Consider the following 16,497-nt stretch of genomic DNA (forward strand, 5'->3'; position numbering starts at 1 on the left):
AGCCATTATATTCAGGACAATAGTCCCAAATGGTTGTTTGATGAATATTTGCTGGAAGCTGACTGATCGGTAACATCGCAGCTGATTGTCACGATGTGATCTCCGGCGGGCGATTTGCCAGTTTCCATCCGAGCTTTCCGATGTATTCGTCTCATTTCGAAGTACCCCGAGTTCGAAGCGTCCTGCGGGCGCATATACCTGTTTGCATCATGATCAAGTTGTAAGAGGGAGATTCGTGTGGATGGCAGTCCCGACCGAGGAATCGTTTCCGCAGCTCGTCCGGACGACGAACTCACCTTCCCTCTTTCTGCCGCGCAACTTTCCCTGCTTGTCGCACAACAGCTTCGACCCGAGATTCCCGTCAGCATCGCTCAGTACGTCGATGTGGACGGCCCGCTCGACATCGAGCTGCTGACCGCTGCCAGTAAACAGACCGGCCGTGAGATCGGCTCCGGATATCTGCGCTTGGTCGAAGTAGACGGGGTTGCGCGTCAGTGGCTCGATGTCGACATGGACGATTCCCTCGACGTGGTCGACCTTCGCGCCGAATCGGATCCGGAATCGGCGGCGCGCGAATGGATGCGGCGCGAGCACACCGCCGCCATCGATCCGTTCACCGATCGCCTGGTCAGGCTCGCGGTCCTGATTCTTCGCGACGACCATTCCTACTGGTACAGCCGCATCCATCACGTAGCCCTCGACGGTTTCGGTGCGATGTCGATGATGAACCGCACAGCCGAGATCTACACCGCCGCCGTACGAGATCTGCCAGTTCCCCCAGCAGTAACTGCGCCTCTCCAGGCTTTGGTGAAGGCTGAGTCCGACTATCTCGGCTCTACGCGGTGGGAGCGCGATCGCGACTACTGGACTACGAAGATGGCCGACAAGCCGAGCGGAACCTCGCTCGCGTCCTCGACCGCTCCGTCGCAGGCATGGTCACGGCTGCGGTCGGCGACGGTGCCTTCGGAACTGCGAAGCTCCCTCGAACGCCTTGCCGAAGCGCACGACGTGACGACGTCGTCAGTGGTGATCGGCGCTCTGGCCGCCTACCTCGCCCGCGCGATCGGAACTCGCGATGTCGTACTCAGTCTCCCGGTTTCGGGGCGTACGACCAAAGCTGCTCGCAGGTCCGGCGGAATGATGTCGAACGTAGTCCCGATACGCGCGAGCGTCGACCCCTACTTCGCAGTGGGGGACTTGCTTCGTGAGGTGAAGATCGAACTCACCGGCGCACTGCGTCATCAGAAGTACCGCCACGAGGACCTGCGACGCGTCCTCAACGCCGGTGATCACAGTATCGCCGACGGCCGCGGCTTCCACGGTCCGCTGATCAACCTCATGTTGTTCCACTCCGGAATCACCCTCGGCGACGCGCACGGCGAACTCCACGTGATCTCGACCGGGCCGATCGAAGACCTCTCGGTCAACGTCTATCAGACTTCCGCAGCCGAAGAGATTCAGATCGACTTCGCCGCGAATCCAGACCTCTACACCGACGAGGACATCTCGCGTCACCATCAACGGTTCCTCGAATTCCTCGACTTGTTCTGCGCGGCAGAATCGGGAACTCGATTGATGGACATCGACCCGGACGCCGCGGGGAAGTGGATCGCAGAAGTCCAGCACGCCCGCAACGTCGAATACTGGTCGTCGACATTGTCGAACCCGGCCGAGGAGCTGGGGTTGCCGGTCGTCGCCGGAACCGGTCGAACGTCCACGCCCCTCCAGATCGAGGCAGACCTCTGCCGCCGCCTCGAGACGATGGCGACGACGATGAACACGAGTCTGTTCGTGCTGTTCCAGTCTGCGATGACCGGACTGCTGCGCCGCGTCGGTTCGGCCGAGGAGGTGTCGATCGGAGTCTCGGTTCGCGGATACGGCGCCTCCAATCCGGACGACTTCGTCTCGATGTTCGCCAACCAGCTGGTGCTTCGCTCGACGGTGTCGAACACCATGACGCTCACCGATCTGGTCGGTGCGGTGGACACCGTCGCGATCGACGCCTTCGAACACGCAGACATTCTTCTGTCTTCGGTGACCGCTGCCCTCGGTGATGGTCGATGGGTGGAGACGGGCCCGTTGTTCCGGGCGATGGTCTGCTTCGAGGAACCGCTCGATGCACACCCTAGATTTCCTGGACTCATGGTCGGTGCGCCTATCGGGTCCGACCTCGCGACAGCTCCAGAACTGTTTGTCTCCCTTGCGATTCCGACGGGTGAGCATGCCGACTTCGATCAGCCGATCTCCGGCGTTCTGGATTGGCTCGGCACGAAAGAGCAAGCCGAAGACCTCGCCGACCGCTATCTACGAATCTTGACCGCGATGGTCAGTGTTCCGCACTCGGTGCTCGGCGCTGTGGACTTGCTCCGCGCGGACGCGCGCCAGGCGCTTGTACCGCCGGTCCTGCCGACTACACCGGTCCGAACGCTCTTCGACATCTTTGCCGACCGTGTTCGCGCGACCCCTGACGCGATCGCCGTTGTCGTGGGCGACGAGCGAGTGTCGTACGTCGAACTCGATCGACGATCGAATCGGTTGACGCGCAAGCTCGTCGATCACGGCGTGCACTCGGAGTCGCTGGTCGGAATCATGCTGCCGAAGTCAGTCGACATGATCATCGCGGCTGTCGCGGTGCTGAAGGCCGGCGGCGGATATCTCCCGCTCGATCGTGCGCACCCGGCCGAGCGCTTGGCGTATGTGGTCGAGGATGCGCAACCGGTGTGCGTCATTTCCGATTCCACCTTCCCGAACGCGGATGTGGCGGTCGTCGGAGTCGACTCCGACGAGTACTCCGGTGCGAGTCTGGAAATCGATGAGCGCCCGCGCGGGCACGGAGCCGACAATCTGGCGTACGTGATCTACACCTCGGGGTCGACGGGTCGACCCAAAGGCGTCTCCGTCACCCACGCCACCGTGGTGCGATTGTTCGAGAACACGCACGTCGAGTTCGGATTCGACGGCAACGATGTGTGGACGATGTTCCACTCGTTCGCCTTCGACTTCTCGGTGTGGGAACTGTGGGGCGCGCTGCTCCACGGTGGAACTCTGGTGCTGGTCGATCACGAAGTCTCACGCGACCCCGATGCCTTCCGAGCGCTGGTCGCCGCAGAAGGCGTCACCGTGCTCAATCAGACGCCCTCGGCCTTCTACCAGTACATCGAAGCCGACCTCCGGGCCGATTCGGAGACTCGGCTCCGGTACGTGATCTTCGGTGGCGAAGCCTTGGATCTGCGTCGCCTCGGACGCTGGTACGACAATCATGCGGGCTACGACAATCACGACAATCTCTCGGAATCCGGGCCCGCACTCGTCAACATGTACGGCATCACCGAGACCACGGTGCATGTCACCCATCTCGAACTCGACCGACCGAGCGCGAGTGCGGTTACCGGCAGCCGGATCGGTGACGCGATCGACGGACTTCGTGTGTACCTGCTCGACGAGCATCTCTCGCCGGTCCCGGTGGGAATCGCGGGCGAGATCTACGTCGCCGGCGGTCAACTCGCCCGTGGTTATCTGGGCCGACCCGATCTCACCTCAGGCCGGTTCGTCGCGGATCCCTTCAATGCCGGCGGACGACGGCTGTACCGCTCCGGCGACCGCGCACGCTGGATCGCGCCCGGACAACTCGAATACCTCGGACGCGGCGACGCACAGGTCAAGATCCGCGGATTCCGTATCGAACTCGGCGAGATCGACTCCGTCATCCTCAGCGCGCCGGGAATCGACGACGCCGTGACCCTCGTGGCTCCGACGCCGGCCGGTGGCGCTCTCGTGACGTACGTGACGGTTTCCGGCGCCGTGGACGTCGACATCCTCCGTGCCCACGCTGCCGAAGTCCTCCCGACCTACATGGTTCCCGATGCCTTCATGGTCATCGATTCAATACCGTTGACCACCAACGGAAAACTCGACCGGCGTGCGCTGCCGTCGCCGATCCTGGCCTCCACCAAAGTCTTCCGGCCTCCGACGACACCGACCGAGGGCAAGGTTGCCGCGGTTCTGGCTGACATCTTGGGTAGTGGACCGCTCGGACTCGACGACAACTTCTTTCATCTGGGCGGAAACTCGCTGGTAGCGTCGACGGCGGTAGCGCGCTTGACCGAAGCTACCGGGGTTCGGATGCCGCTGCGTGCTCTCTTCGATCACCCCACGGTGTCCGGGATCGCGGCGACGATCGAGCGTGCCGCACAGACGCCGGACGCCGACGGTATTCAGGTCGTGGCCAGGCCGGCGGTACTACCGCTCGCTCCCGCGCAGCAGCGACTGTGGTTCCTCAACCGCGTCGCACCGGAATCAGGTGCCTACAACATTCCGCTGGCGGTGTCGCTGCGCGGCGACGTCGACGCCGACGCACTGGGCGCCGCGATCGTGGACGTGGTGTCCCGCCACGAGTCACTTCGCACCGTGTTTCCTCAGGTCGGGGACAACGCAACGCAAAAGGTTCTGGGCCTCGGCGAGGGTATCGCGGGGCTCGAGTCGATCGAGGTGGAACGCGAAAGCCTCGAGAGAGTGATCTTCGAATTCTCTTCGGCCGGTTTCGATCTGGTCCGCGAACGCCCGGTGCGCTACTTGCTGATCACTGTCGCCGACGACAAGGAAGGCAGAGACGAGGAGGCCGTCCTCGTCGTAGTTCTGCATCACATGGTGGCCGACGGTTGGTCACTCGCTCCGCTGGCCGCCGACCTCACCGGCGCCTACGCTGCCCGAGTCGGCGGCAACGGACCTCAGTGGGCGCCCCTTCCCGTTCAATATGCCGACTATGCGCTCTGGCACCGGGAACACCTCGGTGACGCTACGTCCGCCCAGTCTCTGGCCCACTCGCAGATTGCCTTCTGGAAGCAGCGGCTGGCGGGAGCGCCTGAGCAACTCCACCTGCCGACAGACCATCCGCGCCCACTGGATCCGTCCATGGGCGGAGCCGGCGTCGACATCAGGATCGGCGCTTCCACCCACCAGAAGCTTGTTGCGCTCGCTGCGGATCACGACGCCACTACATTCATCGCGCTGCACGCGTGCTTCGCGCTCCTTCTGGCCCGCTACAGCGGCACCGACGACGTCGTCGTCGGAACACCGGTGGCTGGACGAGGGGACAGGTCTCTCGATCTGCTGGTCGGCATGTTCGTCAACACCCTTGCCTTGCGGACCGTCGTCGATCGTGATGCAACCTTCGGGGAGTACCTCGCGCAGGTCAGAGCCGGCGATGTGGATGCCTTCGACAACGCGGACGTGCCGTTCGACGTCGTCGTGGACGCGCTCGAACTGGACCGCTCGTCCTCGCATCACCCGGTCTTTCAGGCGGCCATCACCTCGCGGATAACCACCACTCACACAGCCGAACTCGCTGGAGTGTCGATGACGGCGCGGGCAGTCGAGACGGGGCTGACCAAGTTCGACCTCGAGCTCACCGTCACGGAGCGTCACGAGGGCGGGTCCGCAGCGGGAATCGATGCCACGTTCACCTATTCCACCGACCTGTTCGACAGGACGACCGTCGAAGCGGTGGCGCGCAATTTTGTGACACTCGTGGAATCGGCAGTGTCGGAACCGTCTGCACCGGTTGGTGACCTTCGTGTACTCGGCGCCCGGGAGAGCGCCGTGATATTGCCGCGGCGCGGTGACCTCTCGCTCGGCGAATCGACCTTGGCGCAGATCCTGGGCGAGACCGCGCTGGCCCATTCCGACGCGATCGCCCTCGAAGACTCCGAGCGGTCACTCTCGTACGCAGAGTTGGAGCGCCGATCGAATCGGATCGCTCGATACCTCATGGACCTGGGCGTCGGCCCCGAAACACCGGTCGCGCTGGCCGTCGCCCGATCTGTCGACTCGGTGCTCGCAGTCTGGGCGGTCACCAAAGCCGGCGGCGTTTTTGTCCCGGTCGATCCCCGTTATCCCGCAGATCGAGTTGCGCACATGCTCGAGGATTCGGGCGTGCGAATCGGAATTCGGTCCGCCGAGGTTGCGGCCGGTCCGGCGGTCGGCGGGAACGTCGCAGTCTGGATCGACCTAGGCGACGCGGACACCGTTGCAGAATGTGCCGCCTACTCCGACGCTGCGATCGACGACGCGGACAGAACAGGATCGATCACTGCGGCGTCGGCTGCGTACGTCATCTACACGTCCGGTTCGACCGGAGTGCCGAAGGGCACCGTCGTCACTCACGCGGGTTTGGTCAATCTTTCTCGCGAACAACAGGATCGGTACCGGATCACCGCTGATTCGCGGACTCTGCATTTTGCGTCTCCGAGCTTCGACGGCGCCGTACTCGAACTTCTGCTCGCCGGTTCGACCGGCGCGACGATGGTGATCGCACCCCCCGACATTTACGGTGGGGACGCGTTGAGCGAGTTCCTCCGAAGCCGCGAAGTCACACATGCGTTCATTACTCCGGCCGCTCTGGCAACCGTCGATCCGGAGGGAGTGTCGGCGCTGGAATGCGTAGTCGTCGGCGGCGATGTGTGCACTCCGGAACTGGTCTCGAGCTGGGGCAACGGGCGCAGACTGCACAACGGATACGGTCCGACCGAAACCACCGTCATGGTCGCCATCAGTGATCCACTTTCACCGGGCGAGCCGATCACCATCGGCGGTCCCATCCGCGGGATCGACGCCCTGGTGCTCGACGCACGGCTGCAACCGGTCCCGATCGGCGGCGTCGGCGAGCTGTACATCGGTGGGCCGGGCCTCGCGCGTGGCTACCACCTTCGTCCCGCGCTGACATCGGATCGTTTTGTCGCGCATCCGTACTCGACGCCCGGTGCCCGGATGTACCGAACCGGTGACCTGGTCCGCTGGACCAAGGACCTGACTCTTCGCTACGTGGGCCGCAGCGACCATCAGCTCAAGATCCGCGGGTTCCGCATCGAACTCGGCGAGATCGACGCTGCTCTGATGGATTCCCCTCTCGTTCACTTCGCCACGACGATTCCCGTCGAATCCGCCGCCGGTACCACCCTGGCGTCGTACGTGTTGCTCAGCGGCGACGCTGATATCGAGTCGCTCTTTGTGGGACTCGCCGACACTCTGCCGCGGTACATGATCCCGTCGTCGATCACGCCGATCGACGCGATTCCGTTGACCCCGGTCGGCAAACTCGATCGCAGAGCATTGCCGACGCCGATACCGCGCGAAATCCTGGGAACGGGTCGTGAACCCGAGGCCGGGCTCGAACGAACCGTTGCCGACGTGTTCGCTTCACTGCTCGATGTACCCGAGGTCCGGGCCGGAGACAGCTTCTTCGATCTCGGGGGCAACTCCCTCGTCGCGACGCAGGTGTCCGCGCGGTTGAGTGCAGCGACGGGACTCGCCGTGGACGTGCGCTCGATCTTCGAAGCACCGACCGTCGAAGCTCTCGCTGCGCGTCTGGCGGCGAACGCCGAAGAATCAGACGATCGACCTGCCCTGAGCGCCGGTGCTCGCCCTGACCGATTGCCACTCTCCGCTGCACAACAACGACTGTGGTTCGTAAATCGCTTCGATCCGCAGTCCTCGGGCTACAACATCCCGTTCGCGATCCGGATCACCGGACACATCCACGGGGATGCACTCGAAGACGCACTTGCGGACGTCATCGCACGCCACGAGGTACTTCGAACGATCTACGTCGACAGCGTGGACGGCCCGAGCCAGGTCATCCGAGCGCTTTCCGACGTGCAGTTCTCTATCGAGCACTATGTCGGCTCCGAAGGAGTCGACGCGGCGACAACGGAGTTTGCGGCGCGGGGGTTCGATCTCGGTTCGGATCTGCCGATTCGGGCACTGCTCGTGCGCGAGGACACCGACGCTCACGTACTGGTCGTCGTCATCCACCACATCGCCTTCGACGGCTGGTCCCTGACTCCCTTTGCCGCAGATTTCATCGCGGCGTACTCCGCACGCGTTGTCGGAGATGCACCAGTTTTTGCTCCACTCGACGTGCAGTACGCCGATTACGCGCTGTGGCAGCAAGACTCGCTCGGACAGATCGACGACCAGGAGTCTCTGATTGCCCGCGAGCTGACATTCTGGACAGTTGTCATGGCGGGTGCCCCGGACGAGGTATTGCTACCCGTGGATCGCGCACGCGGATCTGTCACCACGACCGCTGTCGGCTCGGTGCCGATCGTCATCGACGCGGCGACGGGGGCGCGACTCGCCGCCTTGGCAAGGCGCAGTGGTACGACGCAGTTCATGGTCGTGCACGCGATCTTGACGGTCGTTCTGGCGCGTCTCGGTGCCACCGACGACGTGGTGATCGGCACCCCGGTGGCAGGCCGCGGGCGACCCGAACTGGATTCCCTGATCGGGATGTTCGTCAATTCGGTACCGCTTCGCACACCGGTCGATCACCGAGCGTCGTTCACCTCTTTGCTCGAGGTGGTCCGCGATCTCGACCTTGCTGCGTTCGCGCACGCCGAGCTGCCTTTCGAGGTGCTGGTCGACGCCCTCGATCTCGACCGGTCCACCACACGGCACCCCCTGTTCCAGGTCATGCTGTCGTACCACCAGAATCTGCTCTCGCCGCAGGTCACGGTCCACGACGCGCATCTAGAGGCGCAGCCACTCGAACCGTCCGTGGCGAAGTTCGACCTCGAATTCACCCTGCTGGCCGGCGATTCCGAGAACACGGAGATCACCGGATCGCTCAGATTTGCCGAGGCGCTCTTCGACACCGTCACCGCAGAATCGATCGCCGCCCGTGTGCAGTCTGTGGCCCGCGCCGTCGCCGTAGAACCGGACACGGCGATCGACGACATCGAATTCCTCAGCACCCTCGAGCGGGCGTCGCTGATGCCGGTCCGCGGTCCGGCGTGGACAGCCTCGCGTACCTTGGCTGAGATCTTGACACGGACTGCTACCCGCTCAGGCGAATCGGTGGCCCTTCGATCCGGTGACACCACCGTGCTCTACCGCGACCTGTTCGCCCGTGCGTCTTCCCTTGCCCGGCGCTTGACCACGGAGGGGATCGGCGCCGAAGACATTGTGGCAATAGCGATTCCGCGTTCGATCGACTCGATCGTCGCGTTGTGGGGCGTTTCCTTGACCGGCGCTGCGTTTGTTCCTGTCGATCCGCGATACCCCGCCGATCGCATTCTGCACATGCTCACCGACTCCGGAGCCACCCGCGGAGTGACGACGGAAGCGGTGATCGAGTCGCTGCCCCGCCCGGTTCCGTGGATGACGATCGACGACGTCGAGGACGACGGTGTCGGGCAGCCGGTTCCGGCCGCACCGATCCGAATCGACAACCTCGCCTACATCATCTACACCTCCGGATCGACGGGAAAGCCCAAGGGCGTCAGCGTCACTCACCGTGGGCTGAGCGCATTGGCCGCCGAGCAGACAGCGCGCTACGGCATCTCGGCGCAGTCGCGAACACTGCACTTCTCCTCACCGAGTTTCGACGCATCCATCCTCGAACTTCTGCTCGCCGTGGGTGAGGGCGGGACGATGGTGATCGCAACTCCCGACGTGTACGGGGGCGAGGACCTCGCGAAACTTGTCACCGATCACCAGGTGACCCACGCGTTCATCACGCCGGCTGCACTGGCCTCGGTCGATCCCACCGGGCTGGACGTCTTGCAGTCGATCGTTGTCGGCGGAGAGGCCTGCTCACCCGAACTGGTCCGCAAGTGGGCACCCGGTCGGCGGTTGTTCAACGGATACGGGCCGACGGAAACCACCGTCATGGTGTGCATCAGCGATGCCCTGACAGCGGGAGAGACCGTGACCATCGGCGGACCCGTCCGCGGAGTGTCCGCAGTGGTTCTCGACGGTTCCGCTCGGCCGGTTCCCGTCGGGGTCACCGGTGAGCTCTACATCGCCGGCCTGGGACTTGCCCGCGGCTACCTCGACCAACCCGCATTGACGGCGACGCGATTCGTGGCGGCGCCGTTCGGTCCGTCCGGCACCCGCATGTACCGGACCGGAGACCTGGTTCGGTGGACGCCGCATGAGACGCTCGAATACGTCGGACGCTCTGATCACCAGGTGAAAGTGCGCGGATTCCGCATCGAACTGGGCGAGATCGACTCCGTGCTCAGCGCATACCCCGGCGTCGAGTTCGCGGTCACCGTGGGCGTGAACGCAGCTTCCGGTGAGACGATGTTGGCGTCGTACGTGGTGCTCGGCACGGAAGTCGTCGAGGTGGACGAGCTGTTGAGCCACGCGCGCCGCTCGCTTCCGGCCTTCATGGTGCCGTCGGCGATCACCCCGATCGAGCGCGTTCCGCTCACCCCTGTCGGGAAACTCGACCGAGCGTCGCTGCCCGCACCGACACTGCGTTCGTCCGAACGAAGTGTCGAGCCGCTGATCACCGAGACCGAATTCCAGGTCGCCGGCGTCGTGGCAGAACTGCTGGGAATCGAACAGATCGGTGCGTCGGACAGTTTCTTCGAACTCGGTGGCAACTCACTGCTCGCCACCAGACTGGCCCAGCGACTCGGCGAAGCGATGGGTAGACAGATCTCTGTCCGAATGCTGTTCGAGCACCCCGAAATTCGGGAACTTGCCGCCGCACTCGACACTTCCGCCGAGGTAAAGGCACTGCCGCCGATCAGCGCTGCCGATCGCCCGGACCGGATTCCGCTTTCCTACGCGCAAGCACGCATCTGGTTCCTCAACCAGATGGATCCCAGCTCGCCGGCCTACAACGTCCCTGCCGCGATTTCGCTCGACGGTGCCCTCGACGTGCCGGCCCTCGAAGCTGCTGTCCTCGACGTGATCGAAAGGCACGAAATCCTGCGCACGGTGTTCCCCGACTCCGACACCGGTCCACACCAGGTGATCCAGGATGCGTTCACCTCGCTGGAATTCGGAAACGCCGACACCCGCGAACCGGCAGAGCTCGCCGGAGAATTTGCGTCGCGCGGATTCGACATCACAAACCAAGTCCCCGTTCGGGCACTTCTGCTCGAGTCGACGCCGCAACAACACACTTTGGTCATCGTGATCCACCACATCGCGGCGGACGGGTGGTCGATCGCGCCGTTGATGAAGGACGTACTCACCGCCTACGTCGCGAGAAGTTCGGGACACGCCCCCGAGTTCACGCCTCTCGAGGTGCACTACGCGGACTTCGCCATTTGGCAGCGGGAAGCGCTGGGCGCGGTGAACGAATCCGAGAGCGTGCTCGGGGCACAGGCGTCGTACTGGCGGGAAATATTGCGGGGAGCGCCCGAGCTGATCGACCTTCCCGGCGATCGAACTCGCCCGCTCACCCAGTCGTTGAGCGGTGCCCACACCGCGGTCTCGCTCCCGGCGCACACCCGGATCGCGGTCGAGGCGGTTGCCGGCGCGAATGCGGCGACGCCGTTCATGGTGTTGCACGCTGCCTACGCGGTGCTGCTGGCCAGGCTCAGCCGGAGCACCGACATCGTGATCGGATCCCCGGTCGCCGGGCGAGGACACCGAGTTCTCGACGACCTCGTCGGGATGTTCGTGGGCACGGTAGGGCTGCGTACGACGATTGATCCCGGATCCACCTTCGTCGACGTCCTGCGTACTGTCCGGTCCGTCGATCTCGACGCGTTCGCCCACGCGGACATTCCGTTCGAGCAGGTCGTGGACGTCGTGGCGCCGACCCGGACTACAGACCGTCATCCGGTGTTCCAGACGATGATCTCGTTCCACGGCGCTCATCCGAAGGCGTGGGATCTCCCGGGACTTACCGTTCGTGCCCACGAGATCACACCGGACATCGCCAAGTACGACCTGCAGTTCACCGTTGTCGAACAGACCGCGGAGGAGGGCGGCGGTTACGCGGCCTCCCTCACATATGCACAGGACCTCTTCGACGCGGACACGGCGGAGTCGTTTGCGGTAATGCTGGAAACGATCGTCGAGACACTGACCGCCCAGCCCTCCGTCGTCGTCGGTGACGTGGACCTCGTAGGACAAGGTCAGCGCGCGTTGCACGGACGTCCGGCCGGCCATGCTCTCACCTTGCCGGAATTGCTGCTTCGCGGCGCCGCCGATCCGCATGCCCCGGCGCTTGTCGACGTCGCGGCATCCACCACGCTCACGTACGGCGAACTCGACCGCCGCTCCGACGCGATGGCGTTTGCACTGATCGCTCGCGGAATCACTCCCGAAATGATTGTGGCATTGGCGCTTCCAAGGTCAGCCGACTACGTGATCGCGCTCTGGGCCGTGGCGAAAGCAGGCGGGGTGTTCCTTCCCGTCGATCCCGCGTATCCCGCCGAGCGGATCGAGCACATGCTCACCGACAGTGGGGCAGTCCTCGGTATCACCAGAGGCCGGTATCTGGCCGAACTCCCGGATGCCACGTCGTGGATCGAACTCGACGCGGCCGAATTCACCGCCGAAATCGAGGCCGTCCATTCCGAGACTCTGCCCGACGCGCCACTCGAGCGCGACAATCCGGCCTACCTGATCTACACCTCGGGCTCGACCGGAAAGCCCAAGGGCGTGTTGGTCACTCACGCCGGACTGGCAGCGTTCGCCGACGAACAGCGTGAACGCTTCGGCGTCACCGCACACTCCCGCGCTCTGAGCTTCGCCTCGACGAGCTTCGACGCTTCTGTGCTCGAGCTGTTGCTGGCTTTCGGCGCCGGCGCAACGATGGTGATAGCGCCCCCGACAATTATCGGCGGCGTCGAATTGCACGAATTGCTCGACGAGCAGGCAATCACCCATGCGTTTGTGACTCCGGCCGCGCTGGCGACTGTCGATCCCGCCGGACTCGACCATCTCGAAGCCGTTGTCGTCGGCGGTGACGCGTGCTCTGTCGACCTCGTATCTCGGTGGGCCCCGGGACGTCGAATGTTCAACGCGTACGGCCCGACCGAGGCAACCGTCGCGGTCACCATCAGCGATTCGCTCGCAGCGGGGGAGCCCCTGACGATCGGCGGTCCGATCCGCGGCGTGGAGGCGATGGTTCTTGATTCCCGTCTGCACTCGGTTCCCAGCCGAATCGTCGGTGAGCTCTACGTGAGCGGCGACGGTCTCGCCCGCGGGTACCTCGGCAACCCCGCGCTGACGGCGACGCGGTTCGTTGCCGACCCGCACGGACCCGAAGGCGCTCGCATGTACCGCACCGGGGATCTCGTGCGTGAAGATCGCGCGGGGTCGCTTGTCTACCTCGGACGCGCAGACCACCAGGTCAAGGTGCGAGGGTTCCGGATCGAACTCGGCGAAATCGACGCGGTGCTAGCGTCGGAGGCGTCCGTGCATTCGGCCGTGAGCGTGGTCGTCGGCGACGGCGTCGACGCTCGGATCGTCGCCTACGTCGTCCCGGCCAACGGGGCCGTCGACGCCTCCGCGTTACGCCGCCATGCAGCCATATCGCTGCCTGCGCACATGATCCCGTCCGCTGTTGTCGCGATCGATGCAGTCCCGACCACACCGGCCGGCAAGCTGGATCGCACCGCTCTACCTGTTCCCCTCTGGGAGTCGCCCAGTGGACGCGGCCCGGAAGGCAGCGACGAGATTGCGATCTGCGCTGCGTTCGCAGAGGTACTGGATCTCGCCGACGCCGACACCTTCGCCGATTCGAGTTTCTTCGAACTCGGCGGAAACTCACTCATGGCAACGCGTTTGGTCGCTGCCATCAAGGAACGCACCAGCCTGACCGTCCCCGTCGCATGGATATTCTCCGACCCGACTCCGGAGGCATTGGCGCGCAGACTCTTCGAACTCGAGGCAACAGTTGTGACAAGTGACGCGGATACCTCCGCACTTGCAGTAGTCCTGCCACTGCGCCCGGAAGGCCGCGCCGAGCCACTGTTCTGCGTCCATCCGGCTATCGGATTGGCCTGGTGCTACGGGGCGCTCGATCGCTACGTCGATTCGAGTCGGCCGCTGTACGGCCTGCAGTCGCCGGTCCTGACGGACCCCGAATTCCGGGCGGAGCTGATCGAGGACTTCGCTGCGCGGTACGTCGAGGAAATCCGCGGAGTCCAGCCGCACGGTCCGTATCACCTGCTGGGGTGGTCGATCGGCGGATTGATCGCTCATGCGGCGGCGGTGCAGTTGCAAGCAGCCGGTGAGAGCGTCGCCGACCTGATACTGCTTGACAGCTTCGTTCTCGAAGACCCGACGATGGCGGGCGCGCAGCCTTCTCTCGCCGAACTGATCGGCGGGTTGGGGATCGCGGTCCCGGACGCCGACGAGCGTGATCTGACACCCGAGGACGCCGAAGCGCTCTTGCATGAAGCCATCGGCGATCACCCTTTGGTCTCGAGCGATCGGATCGAGCGACTGTTCGAGGAATACTCCGCAGGCGCGGAGCTTGCCCACCGGTACCGCCCGGGCAAGTTCGTGGGCGATCTGCTGTTCTTCTCGGCACAGACCGACACCTTTGACCCGCTGCGAACTGCGTCGGCGTGGCGCCCGTTCGTGTCCGGGGTGATCATCGACCGTCCGGTGCCCACGTCACACGCCGAAATGTTCACCGAGGCAGGTCTGGAGGCGATCGGACTCGTGATCAACCTGGCGGTCGGAACGGGTCGTCACGCGGCTCCGGACGTCGACGCAGAACTGGACGCTCTGATCGAGATCCAAGACGTGCGGGGCTGACTCAGGCGCGCTTCTTCGCTCGCGTCTTGCTTCCACTCGTTTTGCTGGCAGAGGTTTTGCTTGCGTTCGACTTGGCTTCGTCCACACTGCGCTGCAGTGCGGCAACCAGATCGACCACCTCTGCATCGGTGCCCTCTTGGTCGACCTCGGCGGCGGGGATGACCTTCTTGCCGCCGTTCTCGATCATCTCGTCGAGCAACTGCCGGAGTTGGAGTTGGTAATCGTCGGTGAACTGGGTCGGATCGAAGTCGCCCGCCATGCTCTCGACGAGCGTCTGCGCCATCTTCAGTTCCTTGACCTTCGGCTTCTCCACGTCGTCGAGCGAAGGGAACTCCGCCGCGCGAACTTCGTCGGGCCAGAGGAGCGTCTGGATCACGAGGACGCCGTCGCGGGCGCGCATCGCGGCCAGACGCGTCTTCTGACGCAGCGTGAAATGCACCAGTGCTGTTCGATCACTCTCGGTGAGCACAGTCGAGAGCAGGACGTACGCCTTCGGTGACGCCGAATCAGGTTCGAGGAAGTAGCTCTTCTCGAACAAGATCGGATCGATCTGGTCGTTCGGCACGAATTCCAGCACCGGAATCTCGTGCTTCTCGGCCGCTGGGAGCTTGTTGAAGTCCTCGTCGCTCAGGATGACCCGTGACCCGTCTTCCGAGTCGTACGCCTTGTCGATGTCCGCGAACTGGACCGTGTTGCCGCACTCGGAACACACGCGGTTGTACTTGATGCGGCCACCGTCTTTTGCATGGACCTGGTGAAATCGGATGTCGTGGTCCTCGGTCGCCGAGTACACCTTGACCGGAACGTTGACCAGACCGAAGGCTATCGAGCCTTTCCAAATCGAGCGCATGTCTCCCATGATGGTCGCCGCCGGCCGTTTGCGCGAGGCAAACACTCTCGGTTGATCCCGAACCGTTGCGTCCGGGTGAGCCGGTTCGGGGGACAGCGAGCGGGTATCCGCTCCGAGAATCCGACTCGCACACCTGGGGGCATACTCCGATGAGTATCCGAACCTACCGTCGACGCGTCACCGCTGCGCTGGCGATTTCACTAGTTCCACTGTTGTTCGCACCGTGGCCCGCAACAGCCGAACAGGCACGCACCGTCAGGGTCACCGTTCATTCGGATGCGATGGACCGCGACATACCACTCGAGGTGATCCTTCCCGCCGACACCAGCGCCCCACGCCCGACGCTGTATCTGCTCAACGGCGCCGGCGGTGGCGAGGACAGTGCAACGTGGGAAGGGCGGACGGATGTCCTGGACTTCTTCGCCGACAAGAACGTCAACGTCGTGACGCCGTTGGAGGGAGCGTTCAGCTACTACACCGATTGGCAGAAAGACGATCCCGTACTCGGCCGCAACAAGTGGCAGACATTTCTCACCCGCGAACTACCGCCGGCGATCGACGCGCAGTTCGGTACTAACGGGGTCAACTCCATCGCGGCGATCTCGATGACCGCGACCTCGGTACTCAATCTCGCGATCTCAGCACCAGGGCTGTATCGGAGTGTCGGGGCCTACAGCGGATGCGCGGAGACCTCCACCCAGCCAGGGCAGGACTACGTACGGCTGGTTGTCGGCGCGCGGGGAGGCGCTGATCCGACAAACATGTGGGGACCGTTCGACGGTCCGGGATGGCGCGAGAACGATCCCGTCGTGAACGCGGAGAAGTTGCGGGGGACCGAACTGTACGTCTCCACCGGATCCGGGCTGCCAGGTCCGCACGACAACCTTCAGGCACCCGATGTGAACGGAAATCCCGGAGCCCTCCTGAATCAGATCATCGTCGGCGGCATCATCGAATCCGCGGTCAACGGGTGCACGCACGGATTGGCGGACCGATTGAACGCACTGGGCATCCCCGCGACCTTCGACTTCAAGCCGAGTGGAACGCACTCGTGGGGTTACTGGCAGGACGACCTACACAATTCCTGGCCGATGATCGCAAGCTCGATTGAAGTGCAGTAGTCGGTACGG

General features: G+C 64.0%; 3 protein-coding genes. 2 read left to right on the top strand and 1 reads right to left on the bottom strand.

Features of this window, described 5'->3' with window-relative positions:
• The first annotated feature begins 237 nt into the window (after positions 1–237).
• A complete protein-coding gene (locus R4P65_RS21280; RefSeq protein WP_317828005.1) occupies positions 238–14,517 on the top strand; it encodes a non-ribosomal peptide synthetase in 14,280 nt (4,759 codons plus the stop codon).
• A gap of 1 nt (position 14,518) precedes the next feature.
• Here R4P65_RS21280 and R4P65_RS21285 read toward each other — a convergent pair whose 3' ends face one another.
• A complete protein-coding gene (locus R4P65_RS21285; protein ID WP_317828006.1) occupies positions 14,519–15,376 on the bottom strand; it encodes a Ku protein in 858 nt (285 codons plus the stop codon).
• A 140-nt stretch (positions 15,377–15,516) separates the two neighbouring features.
• Here R4P65_RS21285 and R4P65_RS21290 point away from each other — a divergent pair, with 140 nt between their 5' ends.
• Complete coding sequence (locus tag R4P65_RS21290) at positions 15,517–16,488, top strand: alpha/beta hydrolase family protein (RefSeq protein ID WP_317828007.1); 972 nt, start codon at positions 15,517–15,519, stop codon at positions 16,486–16,488.
• Positions 16,489–16,497: the final 9 nt, after the last annotated feature.

The sequence above is a fragment of the Rhodococcus sp. IEGM 1318 genome, assembly GCF_033142465.1.
Lineage (GTDB): Bacteria > Actinomycetota > Actinomycetes > Mycobacteriales > Mycobacteriaceae > Rhodococcus_F > Rhodococcus_F qingshengii_B.